The sequence below is a fragment of the Faecalicoccus acidiformans genome, assembly GCF_014202635.1.
Lineage (GTDB): Bacteria > Bacillota_I > Bacilli_A > Erysipelotrichales > Erysipelotrichaceae > Faecalicoccus > Faecalicoccus acidiformans.
Genome location: NZ_JACHHD010000009.1, coordinates 57,779 through 78,084, shown reverse-complemented (window position 1 = coordinate 78,084; position 20,306 = coordinate 57,779). Strand labels below are relative to the sequence as shown.

18 protein-coding genes are annotated in these 20,306 nt (G+C 40.8%); 17 read left to right on the top strand and 1 reads right to left on the bottom strand.

Features of this window, described 5'->3' with window-relative positions; genetic code table 11:
• Positions 1-156 precede the first annotated feature (156 nt).
• Entirely contained in the window at positions 157-561 is a 405-nt protein-coding gene (mscL, locus tag HNQ43_RS05475) for a large conductance mechanosensitive channel protein MscL (RefSeq protein WP_183375565.1), read from the top strand.
• Between the two features lie 39 nt (positions 562-600).
• On the opposite strand, the gene HNQ43_RS05470 is transcribed toward mscL, so the two are convergent.
• Complete coding sequence (locus HNQ43_RS05470; RefSeq protein WP_183375563.1) at positions 601-2,127, bottom strand: L-lactate permease; 1,527 nt, start codon at positions 2,125-2,127, stop codon at positions 601-603.
• A gap of 229 nt (positions 2,128-2,356) precedes the next feature.
• Here HNQ43_RS05470 and mraZ point away from each other — a divergent pair, with 229 nt between their 5' ends.
• From mraZ to HNQ43_RS05390, 16 genes are all read left to right on the top strand, one after another.
• The gene (mraZ, locus tag HNQ43_RS05465; protein ID WP_221248006.1) at positions 2,357-2,782 is read left to right on the top strand and encodes a division/cell wall cluster transcriptional repressor MraZ; all 426 of its coding nucleotides are present in this window, start codon (positions 2,357-2,359) and stop codon (positions 2,780-2,782) included.
• Positions 2,766-3,713, top strand: coding sequence for a 16S rRNA (cytosine(1402)-N(4))-methyltransferase RsmH (rsmH, locus tag HNQ43_RS05460; protein WP_244957042.1), 948 nt, complete (start codon positions 2,766-2,768; stop codon positions 3,711-3,713). Before mraZ ends, rsmH begins: the two co-directional genes overlap by 17 nt.
• Position 3,714: 1 nt before the next feature.
• Complete coding sequence (locus HNQ43_RS05455) at positions 3,715-4,026, top strand: hypothetical protein (protein ID WP_183375559.1); 312 nt, start codon at positions 3,715-3,717, stop codon at positions 4,024-4,026.
• Positions 4,027-4,046: 20 nt separating this feature from the next.
• Positions 4,047-6,302 carry a penicillin-binding protein gene (locus HNQ43_RS05450; protein WP_244957041.1) on the top strand — a complete coding sequence of 752 codons (2,256 nt, stop codon included), beginning with the start codon at positions 4,047-4,049 and terminating at the stop codon, positions 6,300-6,302.
• Between the two features lie 91 nt (positions 6,303-6,393).
• Positions 6,394-7,653, top strand: a complete 1,260-nt coding sequence (locus HNQ43_RS05445) for a cell division protein FtsA (RefSeq protein ID WP_183375557.1) — start codon at positions 6,394-6,396, stop codon at positions 7,651-7,653.
• 15 nt (positions 7,654-7,668) lie between these two features.
• Positions 7,669-8,760 (top strand): cell division protein FtsZ, encoded by a 1,092-nt coding sequence (gene ftsZ, locus HNQ43_RS05440; RefSeq protein WP_183375555.1) that lies wholly within the window; start codon positions 7,669-7,671, stop codon positions 8,758-8,760.
• A gap of 14 nt (positions 8,761-8,774) precedes the next feature.
• Complete coding sequence (locus tag HNQ43_RS05435) at positions 8,775-9,191, top strand: hypothetical protein (RefSeq protein ID WP_183375553.1); 417 nt, start codon at positions 8,775-8,777, stop codon at positions 9,189-9,191.
• Between the two features lie 55 nt (positions 9,192-9,246).
• Complete coding sequence (locus tag HNQ43_RS05430; protein WP_183375551.1) at positions 9,247-9,900, top strand: acyltransferase; 654 nt, start codon at positions 9,247-9,249, stop codon at positions 9,898-9,900.
• Between the two features lie 43 nt (positions 9,901-9,943).
• Positions 9,944-11,113: a hypothetical protein gene (locus HNQ43_RS05425; RefSeq protein WP_183375549.1), complete on the top strand. Its 1,170-nt coding sequence runs from the start codon at positions 9,944-9,946 to the stop codon at positions 11,111-11,113.
• Between the two features lie 108 nt (positions 11,114-11,221).
• The gene (locus HNQ43_RS05420) at positions 11,222-12,925 is read left to right on the top strand and encodes an LCP family protein (RefSeq protein WP_183375547.1); all 1,704 of its coding nucleotides are present in this window, start codon (positions 11,222-11,224) and stop codon (positions 12,923-12,925) included.
• A gap of 17 nt (positions 12,926-12,942) precedes the next feature.
• Entirely contained in the window at positions 12,943-14,826 is a 1,884-nt protein-coding gene (locus HNQ43_RS05415; RefSeq protein WP_183375545.1) for an LCP family protein, read from the top strand.
• An 86-nt stretch (positions 14,827-14,912) separates the two neighbouring features.
• On the top strand, positions 14,913-15,638 hold the full coding sequence (locus tag HNQ43_RS05410; protein ID WP_183375543.1) for a DUF975 family protein: 726 nt from the start codon (positions 14,913-14,915) through the stop codon (positions 15,636-15,638).
• Between the two features lie 128 nt (positions 15,639-15,766).
• Positions 15,767-17,623: a polysaccharide biosynthesis protein gene (locus tag HNQ43_RS05405; protein ID WP_183375541.1), complete on the top strand. Its 1,857-nt coding sequence runs from the start codon at positions 15,767-15,769 to the stop codon at positions 17,621-17,623.
• Between the two features lie 81 nt (positions 17,624-17,704).
• Complete coding sequence (locus HNQ43_RS05400; RefSeq protein WP_183375539.1) at positions 17,705-18,319, top strand: sugar transferase; 615 nt, start codon at positions 17,705-17,707, stop codon at positions 18,317-18,319.
• On the top strand, positions 18,316-19,182 hold the full coding sequence (locus HNQ43_RS05395) for an NAD-dependent epimerase/dehydratase family protein (RefSeq protein ID WP_183375537.1): 867 nt from the start codon (positions 18,316-18,318) through the stop codon (positions 19,180-19,182). The genes HNQ43_RS05400 and HNQ43_RS05395 overlap by 4 nt, the downstream gene beginning before the upstream one ends.
• Positions 19,179-20,303: a glycosyltransferase family protein gene (locus HNQ43_RS05390; protein ID WP_183375535.1), complete on the top strand. Its 1,125-nt coding sequence runs from the start codon at positions 19,179-19,181 to the stop codon at positions 20,301-20,303. Before HNQ43_RS05395 ends, HNQ43_RS05390 begins: the two co-directional genes overlap by 4 nt.
• Positions 20,304-20,306 lie beyond the last annotated feature (3 nt).

Below are 20,306 nucleotides of genomic sequence, written 5' to 3'. Positions count from 1 at the left end.
CTCTTCTATACTATAACATAAAAATTTTCTATCACAAGAAAAGTCGATATTTATGCAAATCTCAGAGAATCTAGCTCAGTCTGGATAAAATTGTAAGCTTGAAAAAGGGTTTAAAAATAGTGTAGAATTTATAGCCGTTAAAAAAAGGAGAAAAGGATGAAGAGATTTATAGAAGAATTTAAGTCATTTGCGTTGCGTGGCAATGTGATGGATATGGCTGTCGGTGTTTTGATCGGTGGTGCATTTACGAGTATCGTGACTGCTTTGACTACAAACCTTATTCAACCGATCCTGGATGTCGTTACGGGTGCCAAGATGTATACTCTGCAAGATGTTGCGGGATTCGCCAATGCGTTTGTTACTGCAGTTGTGAATTTTTTGATCACAGCTTTAGTGTTGTTTGTTTTGTTGAAATCAATCAATAAGTTGTTGAGTGTCAGTCTGATCAAGAAAAAAGAAGAAGAGGCGGCTGCTCCTACGACAAAGGTATGTCCTTACTGTAAAAGCGAGATCCACATTGATGCGACTCGCTGTCCGCATTGTACTTCTGAATTAGCTTAGTAAAAAAGATCCACATCATTTGAGATGCGGATCTTTTTGTTAAAGGATCATATTGCCGACAAAGGCAAGTATCGACATCAAGATAATCATGATGGCACCATAAGGCAGGACCATGGATAAAAGTTTGGAATCTTGTCCTTTGCTGTCAACACTGCTTAAAGCAATCGCTAAACTTTGAGGACTGAGCATTTTTCCTACGGCAACTCCCAGGGAGTTTAAAGCGACGATCCACAAGTTGTTCGCCTGCAAAGCTTGAGCCGCTTCCATTTGAACTTGCCCAAACAAGACTCCGGAGTTGGTCCCGGACCCTGTGACAAATGTTCCCAGTGCACCAAACCACGGAGCAAAGAAAGGGTAGAAGCTGCCGGTGATCAGAATCACAAAACTGGAAACATCACTGATCATGCCAGCATAACCCATGATCTTGGCACAGGCCAATACACAAAGCATCGTGATCATTGTTTCTTTCATTTGCTGAAGGGTTTCGATCAAAACCTGAATAAAGTCTTTACACTTCGCTTTTTGGATCCATCCTCCTAAAATAGCTGACAAGAAGATCCATACCCCTGGGGTATTGATCCAGGAGAAGGAAACCAGATTGGGGTCTGGGCCGGTATAGATCGTTACTTGACTTGAAAAGACAGATAAGGCTTCGTTGATCGGAGCCACTAGTTTGGATGTCAATAAAAGGAAACAGAAGATCAAAATAAAAGGGCTCCAAGCCGTGATGGCTTTTGAAAGAGTAATCTTCTCTTTTGACTGGACTTGCATTGCATATTGCGGGTCCGGTTTTTTCTTTAGAGCAAAAAGAATCGTCAATAACAAGGAGCAGACACTGCCGACTACGACGGCTAACTCTGCGCCCACAAAGTAGCTGACTGCCAGTTGGGGAATGATGAAGCCCAGACCGCTTGCTAACGTTAACGGGACCATTCCTTTCAACGCTTTAGGACCTTTACCTGTTGCCATAACGATCAAAAAGGGAGCTGCGATCACAAAAGGCGATAACTGAAGGCTGGTCATAAAAGATAAGGAAGTGTTTTCTAATCCAACCAGATTGGCCAATGTCACGGTCGGGATCCCGATGGAGCCAAAGGGAGTCGGGACGCCGTTTGCCAACAAACAAACCAGACAGCTAAACAAAGGCTTAAAGCCTAAGCCGACTAACATGCTGGCAGGAATCGCAATGGCCGTTCCAAAACCGGCCATACCTTCCATGAATCCGCCAAAACACCACGCGATCAATAAAACGATGATGCGTCGATCGCTGCTCACCGATGCGATCATTTGCTTGATGATCTCCATAGCGCCTGTGCGCAATGTCAGGTTATATGTAAAAACAGCAGCGATGATCACAATAATGATAGGCCATACAGCCATCGCAAAGCCTTCTGCCAGAGCAGATGCCATATCGATGATCGGCATTTGCCAATATGTGATGGCTAGAATGGCGCTGATGATCAAAGAACCAATAGCCGCTTTAAATGTGGGCCATTTGAAAAGGGTCAACGCCACAATCAGCCACAGAATTGGCAACAATGCCAGAATAAACACAAATAGATTCAAAATCTCACCTCTCTCAAATGGGTTTTAAACCTTTTCAATTATACCGAAAAAAAGCTTAAAATCGCATAGATTTTCACTTTTTTTTGAAGTAAAAAAGGTTGAAGGTTCAACCGATTGTATAAAAATAATATTTATTGAAAAAAAAGTTGTCAAAACAGAATGAAATGATGTATTATGGTGGTGCAAAGTAGCGGAAAGTGTCTAAAGGTGGGGGTGATGACACGTGTTCATGGGGGAGTACGCACATAATATCGATCGTAAGGGGCGATTGATTATGCCGGCGAAATTTCGAGAAGATCTTGGTGAACACGTCGTTGTCAACCGCGGCTTGGATGGCTGCTTGTATGTATATACCTCTTCTCAGTGGGAGACGGTGTATAAAAAATTATCGACGTTGCCTTCAACAAACAAAGATGCGCGTATGTTTCAGCGTATGATGTTATCTAAGGCAGCGGAGGTTGACCTGGACAGCCAGGGAAGAATCCTTATACCTCGTACATTGATCGATTTAGCTGGTTTAGAGAAAGAGTGTCTGATCGTAGGTATGGCAAATCATTTAGAAATCTGGTCAAAAGAGCGTTGGACACAATTAGAAGAAGAACAGTCAGGTTCTTTTGAAGAAGCCGCAGAGGCATTAAATGGATTCATGGAGTAACATGGAACATCAAAGTGTACTTTTAACGGAAACGATTACAATGCTCGATGTCAAAAAGGACGGCATCTATGTGGATTGCACGCTGGGCAGAGGGGGCCACAGTGCAGAGATCCTGAAGCAATGTCCATATGGTCATTTGTATGGCTTGGATCGAGACAAACAGGCTTTAGAAGAAAGTCAGGCTCGATTATCCAGGATCGGTGATAATTTCACTTGTATCCATACTGATTTTGGCCATATGCGGGCGGCATTGGAAAGTTACGGGGTGAATAAGGCCGACGGAATTTTGATGGATCTGGGGGTATCCAGTCCGCAATTCGACGATCCGGCCAGAGGATTCAGCTATCGATACGATGCTCGTTTGGATATGCGAATGGACCAGACACAAGAATTAGATGCTTGGACTATCGTCAATACATATTCTCAGGAGCAGCTGTTTCGGATCTTTCGCGATTACGGTCAGGATCCGCATGCGTATGGGATAGCCAAGGCCATTGTGAAAAATCGTCAGGAAAAGTCAATCGATACGACATTTGAACTGGTGGATGTAATTCGATCTTGTCTTCCGGCAAAGGTTCTTAATCAAAAGGGGCATCCTGCCAAACAAATCTTTCAAGCGATCCGCATTGAAGTCAATCAAGAGCTGGATCAATTGAAGATGGCGTTGCAGGACGCGATTGAGATGTTGGCGCCGCAGGGACGATTGGTAGTCATTACTTTTCATTCCCTGGAAGATCGTATTGTAAAAACGATGTTCAAAGAAGTGGCTGTACAGAAAAAGGCAGACAGACGTCTGCCGCAAATTGGGATGGAAAATTTAGAATATGAGTTGATTTCAAGGAAACCGGTAACGGCTTCGGACTCTGAGCTTGCTTTAAACCGACGAGCTCATAGTGCAAAACTGAGGGGATTGAAAAGAAGGGACAGTTAATATGCGGCGATCAAATCATAATAAAAAGAAACAAAAGAAAAGTATTCGCCAATTGCGTCCGGAGAAATTATTGCTTCTGGCGTTCTGCCTTTCCTGTGTCTTCTATTGTTTTTCTAAAATCGGCTTGAATTCGTACAATATTACACTTTCTGTAGAAGATCAAAGATTAGCTTCCGAACTTGCAGAAGCACAAGATGAAGTTTATACTTTGAAAACAGATATTTCTTCGATCCAAGATAAGAATAAAATGTTAGGTATCGTAGAAGATGAACTAACTGAAAATCAAGATAATATCTATGTGATCAACAATTAGTTCGGATAGGTGGATGATGAATGAAAATAAAGCGTAGAAAGAAACAATCGCTTGATCCGCAAATGATGCGTCGCAGTATCAAGCGAAGTAATAAACAGCTTTATCGAATGATTCAAGTGATGGTGATGATTGGAACATTAGTGGTTGCTAATGTTCTTTTCACTATGGTTACAAAGACGCATTTTTGGTCAGGAGAAAGTGCGCTGAATTCAAAAATATCATCTTCCATTGTCGACACAGTAGTAGAAGCGCAACGAGGTACGATCTATGATCGAAATCGAAACGTGATTGCTCAAGAAGTCAAGGCATGGACAATCGTTGCTTATTTAGATTCAAGCATTGAGGATGAGGAAGGAAACCCCGATTATGTAAAGAATGCAGCTTCGACCGCAAAGAAACTATGTAAGGTTTTAAAAGATGCGGATGAAGAAAATATAGAGAAGATCATAAAAAATGCGCAAAATAAAGAATTGTCACAAACGGAGTTAGGTGCGGGAACCAAACGGTTGGATGAAGATACGATGAAGGCTGTTCAGGAATTGGATCTGCCTGGAATCGGTTTTATTGAAACCAGCAATCGAAATTATCCAACGACTCCGTTCTCCAGTAACTTGATCGGTTTTGCGACCTATGATGAAGATGAGCAAAAAATCGTAGGGAAGATGGGACTGGAACAAACGATGAATGATATTTTATCCGGGAAAGATGGACGGGTACAATATCAACAGGCCGTGGATGGCAGCATACTTCCAGGTACGACGAAGGTATACGAAAAAGCAGAAGATGGCGATGATGTCGTTTTAACGATCGATTACGATTTGCAGGTGGCTGTTGAAAAATCGATGGAAGAAACCATCGAAAATAATAAAGCCACCAGTGCGTGGGCCGTTGTGATGGAAGTGGAGACCGGAAAAATTTTGGCTTGGGCAAGTTATCCCACTTTTGATCAAAACAAGCATGAAAAGATTCCTTCGTATAATGATTATGTCAGCATGGTTGCTTATGAACCCGGCTCCGTCATGAAAACATTTACCTATGCAGCCGCTGTAGATACGGGAACTTTCCCTGAAAATACAATGTATCGTGCCGGCACATTTACCTATACATTTGATACTTCAACGGGCCGGATCATGCGCGTATCCAATGGAACGGATACGGGATATCCGGCTATCAGTGATGCTATGGGAAATGATTTTGGAACTTTGACTTTTGAAGATGGTCTTGCGTTTTCCAGCAATGTCGGAATTTGTGAATTGCTGGCCAATCATATGAACTATGGTTCTTTGGAAGATTACCTGGATTCTTTCGGTTTCTTTCAAGAAACCGGAATTCCTTATGTGACCGAAGCGACAGGAACGAAAAACATCGATATTCCGACGGACTACTTATCGACAGGATTCGGACAAGCGAGTTCTATTACGGTTTTACAGCTGATGCAGGCTTATTCTGCCATCTTTAATGAGGGTACGATGGTACAGCCATATGTGGTGGATTCAATCGAGGATTCGGAAACGGGAGAAACGATTGAAAGCTATACAACAAAAGAAGTAGGGACTCCGATTTCATCTGAAACAGCAAATAAAATGACTGAAATGCTCAAACATGTTCTAGATGAGGGGAAATCCGGAGAACGTTTTGCGATTGAAGGCGTTTCCATGGCAGCAAAGACCGGGACCGGAGAAATCTACAATCCAGAGACTGGCAAATATGATGAAGTGAACTACACGTCCAGTATTATGGCGGCGGCTCCGGCGGAGGATGCCAAGATCATGGTGTATTGGGGCATGATCGGACCCAACTATGTGAACTATAGTGCTGAACAGTTTCAGGATATAATGAAAGCGGCTTTGGTGGCATACGGGATCAGCGGAAGTAACGAGAGCAGTTCTTCAAGCTCAGCAGAAGATGAGGAATCACAAACATGGGAAACGTATACCATGCCGAATCTTGTCAATCATTCTGTTGATTATGCGAACAGTAAAACTTCTGGATGGAAAGCGACAACGGTCATGATTGGAAATGGATCGACTATCATTGAACAATACCCGGCTTTTGGATCCGTGGTCAGCTCAGGAGATCGTGTTTTCTTATTGACAGATGGCGCCCAGATTACAATGCCAGATATGACAGGCTGGACGCGGAAAGATATTACCGCATTTTGGGATCTGACAGGGATACAGATCCAGACCGATGGCTATGGAACGGTAGTCGCTCAGAGTGTAGAACCTAATACGCCTATCGATTCTACGATGGAGATTTCCGTTACCATGGAATAAAAAATGACTTGTTTTTAGAAATAGACTAAACTTCTATAAAGAAATTTGTTATAATTGAACATGATTCGAAAGTAGAAAAAGGAGAATTCGAATGCCTAAGAAAAAAGTGTATGCGACTCTGGAAATTGCGGATCAGGAAATACGTCTGATTGTTTTGGAAGTCTATGAAGCCCGTAACAACATCTTGCGTGTAGAACGTGTGCAGTGTGCGGGCGTAGAAGGACAAAAGATTCGCAATGAAGCAGCCGTTGTCAAAGCCATTCAGGAAGCCTGTAAGAATGCGCAGAGCGCTTTGGGCTTTCGTATAGAACGTGTGTTGCTTGCGATACCGAGTGTCAATGTTCATCGCAGCAGCCAAAAGATCCATATCCAGATTGGAGATGGAACGCGTACGATTCGCTTGTTCCATATTCAGCAAGGCTTTAATAAAGCGATAGAAAAGCAGCTGGGAGAAGAACTCGTATTTGTCAATGCGAATCGAATTGCGTATATCATCAATGGGCAGGAAACGACAAAAATGCCGATTGGGGAAGAATGTGATGATTTCTTTATGGATATCGATCTGTTATATGCCGATAAAGAAACCATGTATGCTTATGCTCGCTGTGTAGAACAATCCAATCTTCAGATTTTGGATGTGTGCATCGATGCGTATGCACTGGCACAGGAGACGGGAGTCTTGATCTCAGATCCAGACAAGGCAACGATTCTGATCGATTTGGAAAAAGAGCATTGTACGCTTTCGCTTTTCCAGCACGGTCGATTGTTAAATACGACGACCTTAGAACAGGGATATCACGCCTTTACATCTGATCTGCAGGCAAAATATCATCTCAGTGACGAGGTATGTTACCGCTTATTGCAGAACATCTTTACCGCCAACGAAAGTGAAGCGAGCGATGTGATCTGTTACATCGAACAAAAAGAAGAGATGCGTGTAGAGATCACGCTAAAAGAACTGACACAAAGTTGTTTGTCAAAGATTCGCAGCTGGATCGCGGATGTCAATGAAGCATGTGCTCCAATTGCTTCGCAGTCTTCCATGCGCTATGTTTTGACAGGGCAAGGTGCAAATATTCGTGTGCTGTCACAATTGGAAGGCGCTTTTAATGCTAAAGCGCAAGTCTTTGAAGAGCAGACGATCGGAGCTCGTGATGGCGCCTATGTTTGCGGTTTGGGAATGGCATATGCCTGGCAGTATGTCAATCGCATCCGTCACAGCGATCAGATGAGTGTCAACAACAATGAACTGGAAGCCAGCATCGATTCCATCAATACGAGAGCGAAATTAGGCTCTGAAGGTGGATTTACACAAAAACTCAAGAATGCGATTCTGACAGAGAAGGAATAAACGGAGGTACAGAAGATGACAGAATTTAATCAAGTTGCGACAATTCGTGTATTAGGAGTCGGCGGGGGCGGATCCAATGCCGTAAACCGCATGGTTGCTGATGGAGTCAAGGGAGTTGATTTTTATATCTGCAATACCGATGTCCAAGTCATGAAAAATTCGCCATGTGAAAATAAGATCGTCCTGGGACGTGAAACAACAAAAGGTTTAGGGGCCGGAGGAAATCCGGAATTTGGCCGTAAAGCAGCAGAAGAAAGTGAAAGTGAGATCCGGGAAGCAATCAAAGGTTCGGACATGGTATTTATCACTGCCGGGATGGGCGGAGGAACCGGAACAGGAGCAGCTCCGTTGATTGCGAAGATTTCAAAAGAAGAGGGAGCCTTAACGGTTGCCGTTGTGACGAAACCATTCACTTTTGAAGGAAAACGTCGTATGAATAATGCGATCGATGGAATTGAAGAATTAAAGAAACATGTTGATTCTTTGATCATTGTTTCCAATGATAATCTGTTAGAAGTTATTGGACGCAAACCAATTGAAGAAGCATTCCAGGCTGCGGACAATGTTCTGCGCCAAGGTGTACAGACAATCTCTGACTTGATCGCAGTGCCGGCATTGGTTAACTTGGACTTTGCTGATGTTCGTAGCGTAATGCAGAATCAGGGCCGTGCCTTGATCGGTATCGGTATGGCTGAGGGTGAAGATAAAGCCGTTAGCGCTGCCGAAAAAGCCATCCAGTCTCCATTGTTGGAAGCTCAGATCAATGGGGCTACCAGTGCTATCATCAATATCACAGGGGGCGACAAAGTGTCTTTGTTCGATGCTCAGAATGCAGTTGCTGTGATCCAGGATGCAGCTGGAGGCGATGTAGATTGCATCTTCGGTATTGCTATTAATGAACAGTTGGGCGATGCCATCATCGTTACTGTGATCGCAACTGGTTTTGAAGAAACAAAGAAAGTTGCAAAAAAACGCAGTGATTCTCGTCCAAAAGAATCGTTATTCACACAACCTTCTGTACAGGCTCCAACCACTGCAGGGGTCGTGACGAGTGTTGAAGAAAACACCGGGGATGATTCAATCCCGAACTTCTTCTTTAATCGCTAATGTATTTCCTCTATATGGATGATTCCTTCTTTGGCAGTTCGGATTTTTCGCGTGATATGCGCTATAAACTGCAAGTCACTTTGAAGGAGATGCCGATCGATCATGTTCTGGTTTCAAATGCGAAAACAAAACAATCCGTAATCGAACACTTTTTTGAAGAATTTGGAGATATTGATGTAAAGATCAGCACGACTAGATGGAATCAAGATGGAAGAGAGTGGGTCTTATCCAATCAGATGTTGAGTCAGGAAGACCTTCAGATCCGACCTTATGCAGGCACTTACTGCATCGTTGATTCTGATACATTGATATACGAGAGGATCTATTTAGATCTCTTTCCGCAGGAAGAAACAGATATGGTTTCAATCTTGACCGAAGCGATTCAGAAAGCGATGGGTTCTTTAGAGGATTCAAAAGATTTAAAATCTTAAGCTTGCCTAACAGGCAGGCTTTTTTTTAAAATAGAAGAAGATTGGAGTGAAGATTATGGTTACGATCAATGAGTTATATGATTTAGATCATACTTTGGCAAAAGAATACTTACAGCGTTTTACATACCCTTGGGAAGCGTTAAAAGGAATCCATGATTTTATTTTAGAATTAGGACCGACTTTAAAGGATTACCAAGAGATTCAGCCGCAAGTATGGGTGCATCCGGATGCGGTTCTTGCACCTACGGCCTATTTAGGGGCCCCTTGTATTATTGGTCCACGTACAGAAGTCCGGCATGGTGCTTTTATTCGAGGCAATGCGTTGGTTGGGGCGGACTGCGTAGTCGGAAACAGCGTGGAGCTGAAAAATGTTATCTTATTTGATCATGTACAGACTCCGCATTATAACTATGTAGGAGATTCTATTTTAGGTTATTATTCACATATGGGCGCCGGATCGATTACTTCTAATGTAAAAAGTGACAAAACTTTAGTTGTTGTCAAAGACAAAGAGGAAACCATCGAGACGGGATTGAAGAAGATGGGAGCCATGCTTGGTGACCATGTGGAAGTGGGATGTAATTCTGTGCTCAATCCGGGAACAGTGATTGGTGTAGATACCAATATATATCCTTTATCCCGCGTTCGTGGAATCATTCCAGCGCACAGCATCTACAAAGATGCTAAAAATATTGTATCAAAGGCCTGATTCAGGTCTTTTCTTTTTACGAATAGTGTGTAAAAATACAATTATGATGGTATCAGTTCGTCAATGTAAATCATTGGTATTCGGAATCGGCTTTTTCTTGGCTTGGATTCATTGTGTTTCTGTATTGGGGCTGACCGGGATCGGTCAATTGAGTTTTTCACTGGCATGGGTTGGCTTTTTTGCAGGAATTCTTAAAGGTCTCCAGTATAAGAAGAAATTCTCCTGGGCTTTTCAAATCTCACAGCTGATTTGGATGGGAGTTTTTTGCGGAATCTATTTGATCATATCTTTCTTCTTTCAAAGCTTTTCTCACAGCCTGATTTTTCTTCCTGTATTGTTTGGCAGTGCAATTATGCAAAATCGAAACGAAAATCAAATTCGTGATCTTGTGGGAATCGCATTAACGATTCTTTTCCTGATTCTAGTATTTACTCAAGTTCAATATACGAATGATGTATCCTTAACTGCTCTTCTTTTAAGTGACTGGCTCTTTTTAGATGCTCTGATTCGGGTCTTTCCTTTGGCATCTATGAAACCGATGAATCGATCATCGATCCAAAACGAAATAAAAAAACAAGGAAAAAAACTTTTGCCTTCAATACTTAAATCTTTGTTGATTGCAGGCCCTGTCTTTGTCTGCGGCTTAGTTTGCTCGTCAGAAGAAACCGGAATGTTGGCAAGTTTGATGATGATCGCATGGTTCTATATCTATCTTTTAGAAAAGATTCCTTTATCTTCACGAAGAGAAATCAATCATCTCGCATGTTTCTTGGGATTTGGCTTGGGAATCGTATTATGGAGCCAAGATTTTCAAGTGTATGAAATAATTGTTCATCTATTTTGGTTAATACCGGGGCTATGGGTCTTAAATCGCCAAGTTTTACAAAAACACAAGTTTCCTGATCATAAGATCTCTTTGTTGGTGTTTGCGATCGAGAGTGCCGGTTCAATGCTTCTAATTCTGTTTCTGGGACTTTGGGGGCCTTTGGTCATGGGGTTTGTCAGTTTGATTTTGATGAGTTCCATGACGATGCAAAAGGTTTCTTATCCTGCTCATAAGGAGATTGCGAAAGTTTTACCTTGTTTGATGGGAGCCATGATGATCTGGATTTTATCGATTTTGTGGAGTCCCGATATGATTGGACAATGTGCGTTGGTTCTTCTTTACCTCTTGTTAGCGGTGGGAGGACAAATTCTGATTATGCGTTATTAAGTGGGATTTTCTGTTAAAAAAAACGCGATTTTTATCAATAATATGGGATTTTAATGTTTTTATAGGGCAAAATTTGACATAATCTTAATAAAATGCAAAAATAAGCGCATGAGTAAAAAACAAATACAGACAAATTCACGTAAGGTGCCTCGAAAGAAAAGAAGAAGGATTTCACCATTTCTTGTCATCTTATGTTTTATTTTGTCTATCGCATCATTGGCTTTGGTAGGATATTTGGTTTTTCAATTGTTTCAATTGGATATGTTCCCATTGACCTTACTCATCCCCGTGGTCAGTGTAGTGATACTATTGACGCTGATGATCATTTTGTTTGCGAATTTTAAATGCAGAAGAAAAGTGTCTAAAGTATTCATGACACTTCTTTTGGCTGCTCTGACAACGGGATACGGCTTTGGAAATTATTATGTTTATGGACTGACCAATCTTTTTAACGAGGTAACCAATCTGACGGATAAGATTGCGCATCGGATCAATGTCTATGCATTAAATGGTTCTGGTATCGAAGATATTGAAGACTTGGACGGACAAACTGTAGGTCTTGTACTGAGTCTTAACGAAGAAGGAATCCAGCGATGTTTAAACGATTTAGAAAGTCAGGATATATCGATTGAAACCAATGAGTATTATACGCTGAGTGATTTATTATATGGTTTCTATAACGGACAAGTCGATTCGATTATATTAGATGAAACATATGAAAATGATATTCACGAAATGGGTGGAGATTATACTAATTTTGGTGTTGCGACCCAGAGTATTTATCAAACGGTGTATTATACAGAACGTTCCACTTCGCAAGATGAATCGTTGAATCGTGTCAGCAGCATCGTGACCGATCCCTTTACTGTTTTGATTAGCGGAAACGATTCATACGGCTCGTTGAATGAAAACAGTCGTTCGGATGTGAATATGTTGGTAACGATCAATCCGACCACGCATACAGTCCTAATGACAAGTTTGCCTCGAGACTTATATGTTAGTATAACTTGTCCTTCGGGAGTGCAGGCATGCCCGGAAGACAGTTTGAATAAGTTGACGCATACGGGTCAATACGGTGTGGAAGCAACGGACGAAACGATAGAAAACCTATTAGGTATAACTGTGAATTATACAGTCCGCGTCAATTTTTCAAGCCTGGTTAATTTAGTAGATGCGGTTGATGGAATCGATGTTTATGTTGAAGAAGGTCTAGAGGTCGATACATTTTATGCCAATGGAACAGAGGGTGTAAAAGAGGGCTGGAATCATTTAGAAGGGGAAAGAGCTTTAGCTTATGCACGTGAACGTTATGCGTATGTCGATGGGGATGCGCAGCGTGTCAAGAACCAGCAGCAGGTTCTGGAGGCTTTGATCAATAAAATCGCATCGCCAAGCATGTTATTGAACTTTGGAGATTTTATTGATGCTCTGGGAGGCGCCTTTGAAACAAATATGCCTGCGGATCAGATTCGTTCGTTTATCCGTTATGAATTTGCGATGATGCCAGAATGGAAATTTGAAAATTTCACCATTTCCGGAAGTGTCAGCACAGAATTCTGTACGATTCAGGGCGATTATGCTTCTGTCATGATACCTTATGTAGAATATTTGGATGCGGCTACAGAAAAGATCCAGGCTGTTTTGGATGGAGAATCCAGCGAATCGATAGAAGAGCCGTCGACTGATCCGTATCAATTGACGCTTTGGGACTTTAGCGAGTATTCGGATACAGGAGACGTATATGGTGGATCTGCATCGATTTATGGTCAGGACCCTTATGCTTTGTATGGGGATACAACTTATGGCTATTGAGAATAGGAGGGGACTCGATGAGGAAGGTTCGAAAAAAGAGTAAGGCTTTTCAAATCTTTGCGATCATTCTTTCTGTCTTATTGATTTTAATTACGGTGATTGCCGTTGCTGAGTTGATCATATTGAATGTTCTTCCTACCAATTTACTGATTCCTGCGATCCTGATTTTGGTTTTGATTTGTGCCATCGGATTCATATGTGTAAACTTTATGAACCGTAAAACAAGTGGCAAAATCTTTTCTTCTCTATTTGTGCTCATCTTGATCGGTGCTTTGAGCGTAGGCTCTTTTTATCTTTATCGCACATCAAATATGTTGACCAATATCACAACGCATTCTGGTGAGGTAAAAAACACAGTGTCTCTAATTGCGTTAAAATCGAGTTCTGCAGAGGATCTAGAGGATCTGGAGAATGGCTCGATCGGCTATTTAAGAACCATAGATAATTATGGTACAGAAGAATTTTTAAAGGATGCTTCTAAACAACTGGGAAACGATGAAAAAACGGCGAAGCTGTCTCAGTCGACATTTGATGTGTATGCCTTGGAAGAGGATGAAGAAGCTGAAGAAGAAAAGGAAGCTGTTTTTGCCAGCGATTATGGTGATCTTCCATTTGAGCAGACGGATTATGTAAGTGTTCAGGCTTTGGTGCAGGCACTATACGATGGAGAGGTCGATGCGATCGTATTGAATGAGACATATCGCGGCAATGTTGAAGAGATGGAAGAATATGCTGATTTTGGCAATGAAACCAAAGTGGTCTATGAAACGATCTATTATACGGATAAGGCTAACGAGGCTTTAGTTGTATCCGATGTCACAACGGAACCTTTTAATATTTTGATATCGGGCAATGATACTTATGGGGATGTTGGTGAACTGTCGCGCTCGGATGTGAATATGATCGTAACGGTCAATCCATCAACGGGAACCATTTTGTTGACGAGCATTCCAAGAGATACCTATGTGGAATCGGCTTGTGATGCGGCAGATGGATGCCTTACAGGCGCCATGGATAAAATTACACATTTAGGAATGTATGGTGTGAATGCGTCGAAGATGACAATTGAAAACTTCTTAGGAATCGAGATCAACTATACTTTCCGTGTCAACTTTTCGAGCGTAACCGATATTGTAGATGCCTTAGGCGGTATTGATGTGTATATCGAAGAAGGTATGGCTGTGGATACTTTTTATGCGGACAGCAGTTTAGAGGGTGTAACAGAAGGCTGGAATCATTTGGAAGGAGATCGAGCTCTTTCTTTTGCCCGTGAACGTTATGCGTATGAAGATGGAGACAATCAGCGTGTAAAGAATCAACAAAAGGTATTACAGGCTATCGTCGATAAAGCAACTTCTCCGGATATCATTGTGAATTATGCTAGTTTGATGGATGCTTTCAGCGGTGCTTTTGAGACTAACATGAGCACAAAAGAGATCACTTCGCTTTTGCAGTATCAATTGCAGGCAAATCCAGATTGGACGTTCGAAACATATCAGATCGATGTAGCCGGAGATATGATGTATTGTGCTGCCTTGGGGCAGGAGGCTTCTGTGTCTATTCCGGATATGCGTACAGTACAGATTGCCAGAGAAAAAATTGAAGCGGTGATGAATGGAGAATCATCTGATTCCGTGGATACAGAATGGCTGGAAACGACATATCCTGTTTATAACTACTGGGGACAATACGACTCTACTATGGATTATCGTACGGATACGGGATCTGTTCCTGGTGATACGTATACGGACTCGAATAGTACTTATGATTATGGTTATGAGCAATCCGTCGTACCTGAAGAGTCATATAGTGAAGAATCTTATTTGGAAACAACAGATCCTTCTCAAACGTATACGGATCCAGGCATGAGTCAGGAAACGATAGAGAGTTATGGAACGTAGTTGAAAGACTGCGTTCTTTTTTTATTATGAGTATCTTGTTAATTTAGGAGTATCCTAGATTGCATGCTATAATAATATAGAAAGAAATGGGTGATTCTATGTGGACATCAGAAGAAATGAAACAAAGAGCAAAAGATGTGCTGCAAGGGAAGTATTGGGCAATTCTAGGTGTATCAATTCTAGGCGGAGTACTGCAAGGTGCCTTTTTTACATTGCTCATGGAAATATACGATCCTCAAGATGGACTTGTTTTTCTTTTTGGCAATTATGCCATTGATATGCAAGCTTTGATTCGGATCTGGATCGTGATCATGCTTGTTTCCTGGATTTATTCTGTCTTTGTTGGACATACGATCTGGATTGGACTTACGAAGTATTACTTGGAATCTGCAGACAGGATAGGGACTCTTTCAACGCTTTTTGATTTTTTTAAATCTTCCTATTGGAATGTTGTCAAGATTACATTTCTGTATTATTTGAAGATTGCTCTATGGCTGCTTTGTTTTGTGGTGCCTGGCATCATAAAAATCTATGAGTATCGGATGGTCCCCTTCATTCTGGCAGAAAACCCGGATATGAATTCTTCTGAAGTGTTTAAACAATCAGCGCTCTTGACGCAGAATAACAAATGGAATATTTTCGTATTGGAACTCTCCTTTCTAGGCTGGATCTTGTTGGGGGTTCTATGTTGCGGAATTGGTGTAGTGTTTGTTACCCCTTATGTTGATATGACAATGACTCAATTATATCTGTATTTAAAAGAAATGCATGGTCTTGGAAAAGCCGATCTTCCCCCGATTCCAGAATCTTAAATATTTTTAATAAATCGTATGAGGCCTCATTACGAGTTACTTATGCGATTTTTTTATGTGAATCGATATACTGAAATTTTGTATTTATGGGGAAATACGATATAATAATTAAGATTTGGGTGATCAATATGACAAGTTTGTATAAATCGATCCTATATCAAAGATATCGAGGCTTGATGATTTCCTTGTTTGATATCTTCGTAGTCTTTTTTTGTTATGTCTTTGCGTTTTTCTTTGATAATCATTTTTTCTTGGATGGAAGAGTTTTACATATCACTAGCTATATTCTTTTAGGTATGGTTTTTGTTTTGGTTCTTCATGCTGTGATGGGAGTGGTTTTTCAAACTTATAAGAGCCTGTGGACATTTACGGGGCCAAGTGAAGTCATTCGCGCAGGTTTGAAGTCTATTGTCTGTTTAGTGATCATGTTGGTATTCTCTTCTTTATCTGGACTTTTTCTTCATACACAGATTTTGATTTTAGGGGAGGCTCTTGCTTTTTTTGCTTCCTTGGGCTGTCGTCTGATCTATCGTTCTTTCAGGCGTTATGCCATGGATATGGAGCGAAGCGAGAATGCTCTGATCGTCGGGGCGGGGAATGCCGGCTATTTGATGTTGACAGAGATTTATCGGGGAACGAGCTATCCGTATAATGTCGTTGGTTTTTTGGATGATTTAAAAGAAAAAGGAACGATCATCAGCGGAAAAAAAGTTTTGGGAACCGTGGACGATGTCAAAGCTATTTGTGAAAAGTATGATGTTAAACATGTTTTTATCGCTATCAGTAAGGCGACAAGACAACAAAAACAAAGGATCATTGATCTTTGTGCTTCATCGGGAGCCAATACGAAGATCATGCGATTTACCACGGAAAATGACTTAAATTCTCCTGTCCATGTGGAAGATATTCAAATCGAGGATTTGCTGGAGCGACCGAGCATCAATTTACAAACGGAACAAATTGGTTCTTATTTGACGGATAAAGTGGTCTGTGTTACAGGGGCAGGCGGTTCGATTGGTTCGGAACTGGTTCGTCAAATCTTGCCTTTTCAACCCAAGTCGTTGGTTTTGTTAGACATCAATGAAAATACTTTGTATATGTTGAAACAAGAGATATTACGCGGAGTAAGAAAGGGGTCTTATTCGCCAAAAATCGAATTAGAAACTTTGATTGTTTCAATACGTGAGCGTGATGAAGTGTTTAAAATATTTGATCAATTCCATCCTCAGGTTGTATATCATGCTGCCGCGCACAAACATGTGCCTTTGATGGAGGATCGGCCGACGGAAGCAATTCGCAACAATATTTTCGGGACAAAGAATGTGATCGATGCTTGTATCCATAGCGAAGTAGAACGTTTTATCATGATTTCTACGGATAAGGCTGTGAACCCGACAAACGTTATGGGGGCTACCAAACGTATGACAGAGCTGATTCTGCAATCTAGAGAAACAGATAAGCCAATTCGTATGGCAGCTGTCCGCTTTGGCAACGTTTTAGGATCTAACGGATCTGTAATTCCCATTTTCAAAGAGCAGATCAAACAGGGAGGACCTGTTACCATCACGGATAAAAATATTCAGCGCTATTTTATGACGATTCCAGAGGCGGCACAGCTGGTTTTACAAGCAGGATATTATGCGAATCATAGAGAGATCTTCGTCTTGGATATGGGAAAACCCGTCAAGATCTTAGATTTGGCAGAAAAGATGATCTCCTTATCGGGGGCCGTTCCTTATAAAGATATTGAGATCAAAGAAATTGGTCTTCGTCCGGGGGAAAAGATGTTTGAAGAGCTGGCACTGGAGATTGAAAAATGTCATCGAACGGAAAACAAGCTGATCTTCGTGCATGAACCAATTGAGATTACCCAAGAAGAGGTAGATCAAAAAATCACTTCTTTGTATGATGTGATCATGCGAACGGATGATCCGGCCAAGATCAAAGAAGTACTGTTAGAAACGATCAAAGATCGCATGAATTAGCGACAGCTGTGCGGGGCACGGCTGTTTTTTGTGTGTAGTTGTGATTCATGATACAATATCGAAGAGTATTGGAGGGTTACGATGTATTCGAAAGGGATCAAACGAATCTTAGATTTTTGTATCAGTTTTTGTGGTTTTATCGTATTGTCTCCACTGTTCATCGTTCTTTGCATTTTGATCAAGATCACGTCTCCGGGTCCGGTGTTTTTTAAACAAAAACGAGTGGGGATCCATAAAACACATTTCAATATTTTAAAATTTCGGACCATGCGAATAGATACTCCGAAAGATGTCCCGACGCATATGTTAACCAATCCAGATCAATATATTACTTCGGTGGGGAAATTTTTAAGGAAGACTAGCTTAGATGAATTGCCGCAGTTGATCAATATCATTAAGGGAGATATGGCAATCGTGGGGCCTCGTCCCGCTTTATGGAATCAGTATGACTTGATCGAGGAACGTGATAAATATCGTGCTAACGATGTTATGCCTGGGCTTACTGGCTGGGCGCAGATCAATGGGCGAGATGAATTGGAGATTCCTGTAAAAGCAAAATTAGATGGTGAATATGTACAAAGACAAAGTTTCCTTTTTGACTGCAAATGTTTTTTGATGACTATTACATCTGTATTGAAACATGATGGTGTTGTTGAGGGCGGTACTGGAGAAATGCATAGAGGAGATCATGAATGAAAAAGGTACTGATCACAGGTAAGAACAGTTATTTAGGCAGTTTTGTACGAAACGAACTGGAAAGAAAACCAGAAGCTTATCAAGTTGCGGAACTCGATTTGAAGAATCCAAAGTGGACAGATTTTTCTTTTGAAGGATATGATGTAGTTTATCATGTGGCAGGATTAGCGCATTCTACGCCGGATGAAAGTCAGAAAGATCTCTATTATCAAATCAACACGGAACTAGCTTATCAAACTGCGTTAAAGGCAAGTCGTGAAGGCGTTAAACAATTTATTTTTATGAGTTCGATCATCGTCTATGGGAGCGGCAAAGTGGGCTGTAAACGAACGATAACGAAAGAAACTCCTTTAACTCCAGATAATTTTTATGGCGATTCTAAGAAACAAGCTGAAATCAAGATTCGTTCGATCGATTCGGATATGAAAGTTGTTATTTTGCGTCCACCTATGATCTATGGACCTCATTCGAAAGGAAATTATCCTTTATTGTCGAAGTTTGCCCAAAAATCTCCGTTTTTTCCAACCCTTGGAAATGAAAGAAGTATGTTGTTTGTGGGAAATCTTGTTCAGTTTATAAAGAAAGTGATTGATTTAGAGTTAGAAGGAATCTTTCTTCCTCAAAATCAGAAACCGGTCCAGACAAAAGATTTGATTGCCCTGATTGCTCGAGAACATGGGCATACCATTCATTTTGTTTCTGTATTTAATCCCGTTCTAAAATGCATGAGAAAACAAACAATCGTAAATAAAGTGTTTGGCAATCTTATTATTGATCCTTCATTATCTTCTTTTGATTTAGATTACACTAAATATTCTCTTGAACAAAGCATTCAGATTACGGAAAGTGGAGGAGGTCTATGAAAGTAGGGATAGTTTGTGCTTTTGATACCTATTTTGACAGGGTTTCTTTACTAAAAGAGTACTATGAAGAAAAAGGAGCAGAAGTAAAGGTATATTCTTCTGATTTTTCACATCGAAAAAAAACGAAAATTCCTTTGCAGGATCCTGTCACGATTCAGATTTCGACTCGACCTTATCAAAAGAATCTGTCGATCGCGCGGATTCGTTCGCACATCGATTTTTCAAAACGTGCTTATCATGCCATCAACTCACAGGTTTTGGATGTATTACATGTTTTGATTCCATGTAATTCTTTGGCGAAGACTATGTCTATGTATAAACGGAAGCATCCGCAGACTCGATTGATTTTTGATTTAATCGATCTGTGGCCAGAAACGATGCCAATTTCAAAATGGAAAAACCGTTTTCCGTTTACAGTTTGGAAAAACGTCAGAGATCGGTATTTGGATACTGCGGATCTTGTCTATACGGAATGCGATTTATTTCATAGGGTTCTTCATCAGGAAGGCAATCCTAAATTTCATACCTTGTATTGGGCTCGGCAAGAAATGCCGTTACAACGTAAAATGGATCTAAAAGAAAATGAAATATCATTTTGTTATTTGGGATCTATGAATAACATCATCGACATTGATTTTATTGCTCAATTCTGTGAAACATGTTCGAAATATAAAAAGGTAAAGTTACATTTGATCGGGGATGGAGAATCTAAAAAGGAACTGATTTACCAGGTAAAGATGAAAAAAGTAGAAGTTATTGATCATAATAAGGTTTTTGATCAGGTGGAAAAACAGAAGATTTTTGATCAGTGTCATTTTGGATTCAATGTGATGAAGGAAAATGTGGTCGTTGGACTAACCATGAAATCGTTAGATTATATGTGTGGACAGTTACCTATCATCAATACGATTCCAGGGGATACGAAAGATTTTTGTGAGAAAGAAAATATAGGTTTTCATGTTTCTCATGACTGTATCAAACCAATGGCTAAGGTGATTTGTGGTCAAACAATACAGGAAAATTCTATTCAAAGAGAGAATATCAAATCTCTTTATTTGCGATATTTTACGAAGCAATCGTTTGTTAATGGAATAAATCAAACAGAATCTATGATAAAATAGAAC

Bases quoted from the DNA above. Each gene is read 5' to 3' on its own strand.
- mscL (WP_183375565.1), top strand. From the start codon at position 157: ATGAAGAGATTTATAGAAGAATTTAAGTCATTTGCGTTGCGTGGCAAT.
- mraZ (WP_221248006.1), top strand. From the start codon at position 2,357: ATGGGGGAGTACGCACATAATATCGATCGTAAGGGGCGATTGATTATG.
- rsmH (WP_244957042.1), top strand. From the start codon at position 2,766: ATGGATTCATGGAGTAACATGGAACATCAAAGTGTACTTTTAACGGAA.
- HNQ43_RS05455 (WP_183375559.1), top strand. From the start codon at position 3,715: ATGCGGCGATCAAATCATAATAAAAAGAAACAAAAGAAAAGTATTCGC.
- HNQ43_RS05450 (WP_244957041.1), top strand. From the start codon at position 4,047: ATGAAAATAAAGCGTAGAAAGAAACAATCGCTTGATCCGCAAATGATG.
- HNQ43_RS05445 (WP_183375557.1), top strand. From the start codon at position 6,394: ATGCCTAAGAAAAAAGTGTATGCGACTCTGGAAATTGCGGATCAGGAA.
- ftsZ (WP_183375555.1), top strand. From the start codon at position 7,669: ATGACAGAATTTAATCAAGTTGCGACAATTCGTGTATTAGGAGTCGGC.
- HNQ43_RS05435 (WP_183375553.1), top strand. From the start codon at position 8,775: ATGGATGATTCCTTCTTTGGCAGTTCGGATTTTTCGCGTGATATGCGC.
- HNQ43_RS05430 (WP_183375551.1), top strand. From the start codon at position 9,247: ATGGTTACGATCAATGAGTTATATGATTTAGATCATACTTTGGCAAAA.
- HNQ43_RS05425 (WP_183375549.1), top strand. From the start codon at position 9,944: ATGATGGTATCAGTTCGTCAATGTAAATCATTGGTATTCGGAATCGGC.
- HNQ43_RS05420 (WP_183375547.1), top strand. From the start codon at position 11,222: ATGAGTAAAAAACAAATACAGACAAATTCACGTAAGGTGCCTCGAAAG.
- HNQ43_RS05415 (WP_183375545.1), top strand. From the start codon at position 12,943: ATGAGGAAGGTTCGAAAAAAGAGTAAGGCTTTTCAAATCTTTGCGATC.
- HNQ43_RS05410 (WP_183375543.1), top strand. From the start codon at position 14,913: ATGGGTGATTCTATGTGGACATCAGAAGAAATGAAACAAAGAGCAAAA.
- HNQ43_RS05405 (WP_183375541.1), top strand. From the start codon at position 15,767: ATGACAAGTTTGTATAAATCGATCCTATATCAAAGATATCGAGGCTTG.
- HNQ43_RS05400 (WP_183375539.1), top strand. From the start codon at position 17,705: ATGTATTCGAAAGGGATCAAACGAATCTTAGATTTTTGTATCAGTTTT.
- HNQ43_RS05395 (WP_183375537.1), top strand. From the start codon at position 18,316: ATGAAAAAGGTACTGATCACAGGTAAGAACAGTTATTTAGGCAGTTTT.
- HNQ43_RS05390 (WP_183375535.1), top strand. From the start codon at position 19,179: ATGAAAGTAGGGATAGTTTGTGCTTTTGATACCTATTTTGACAGGGTT.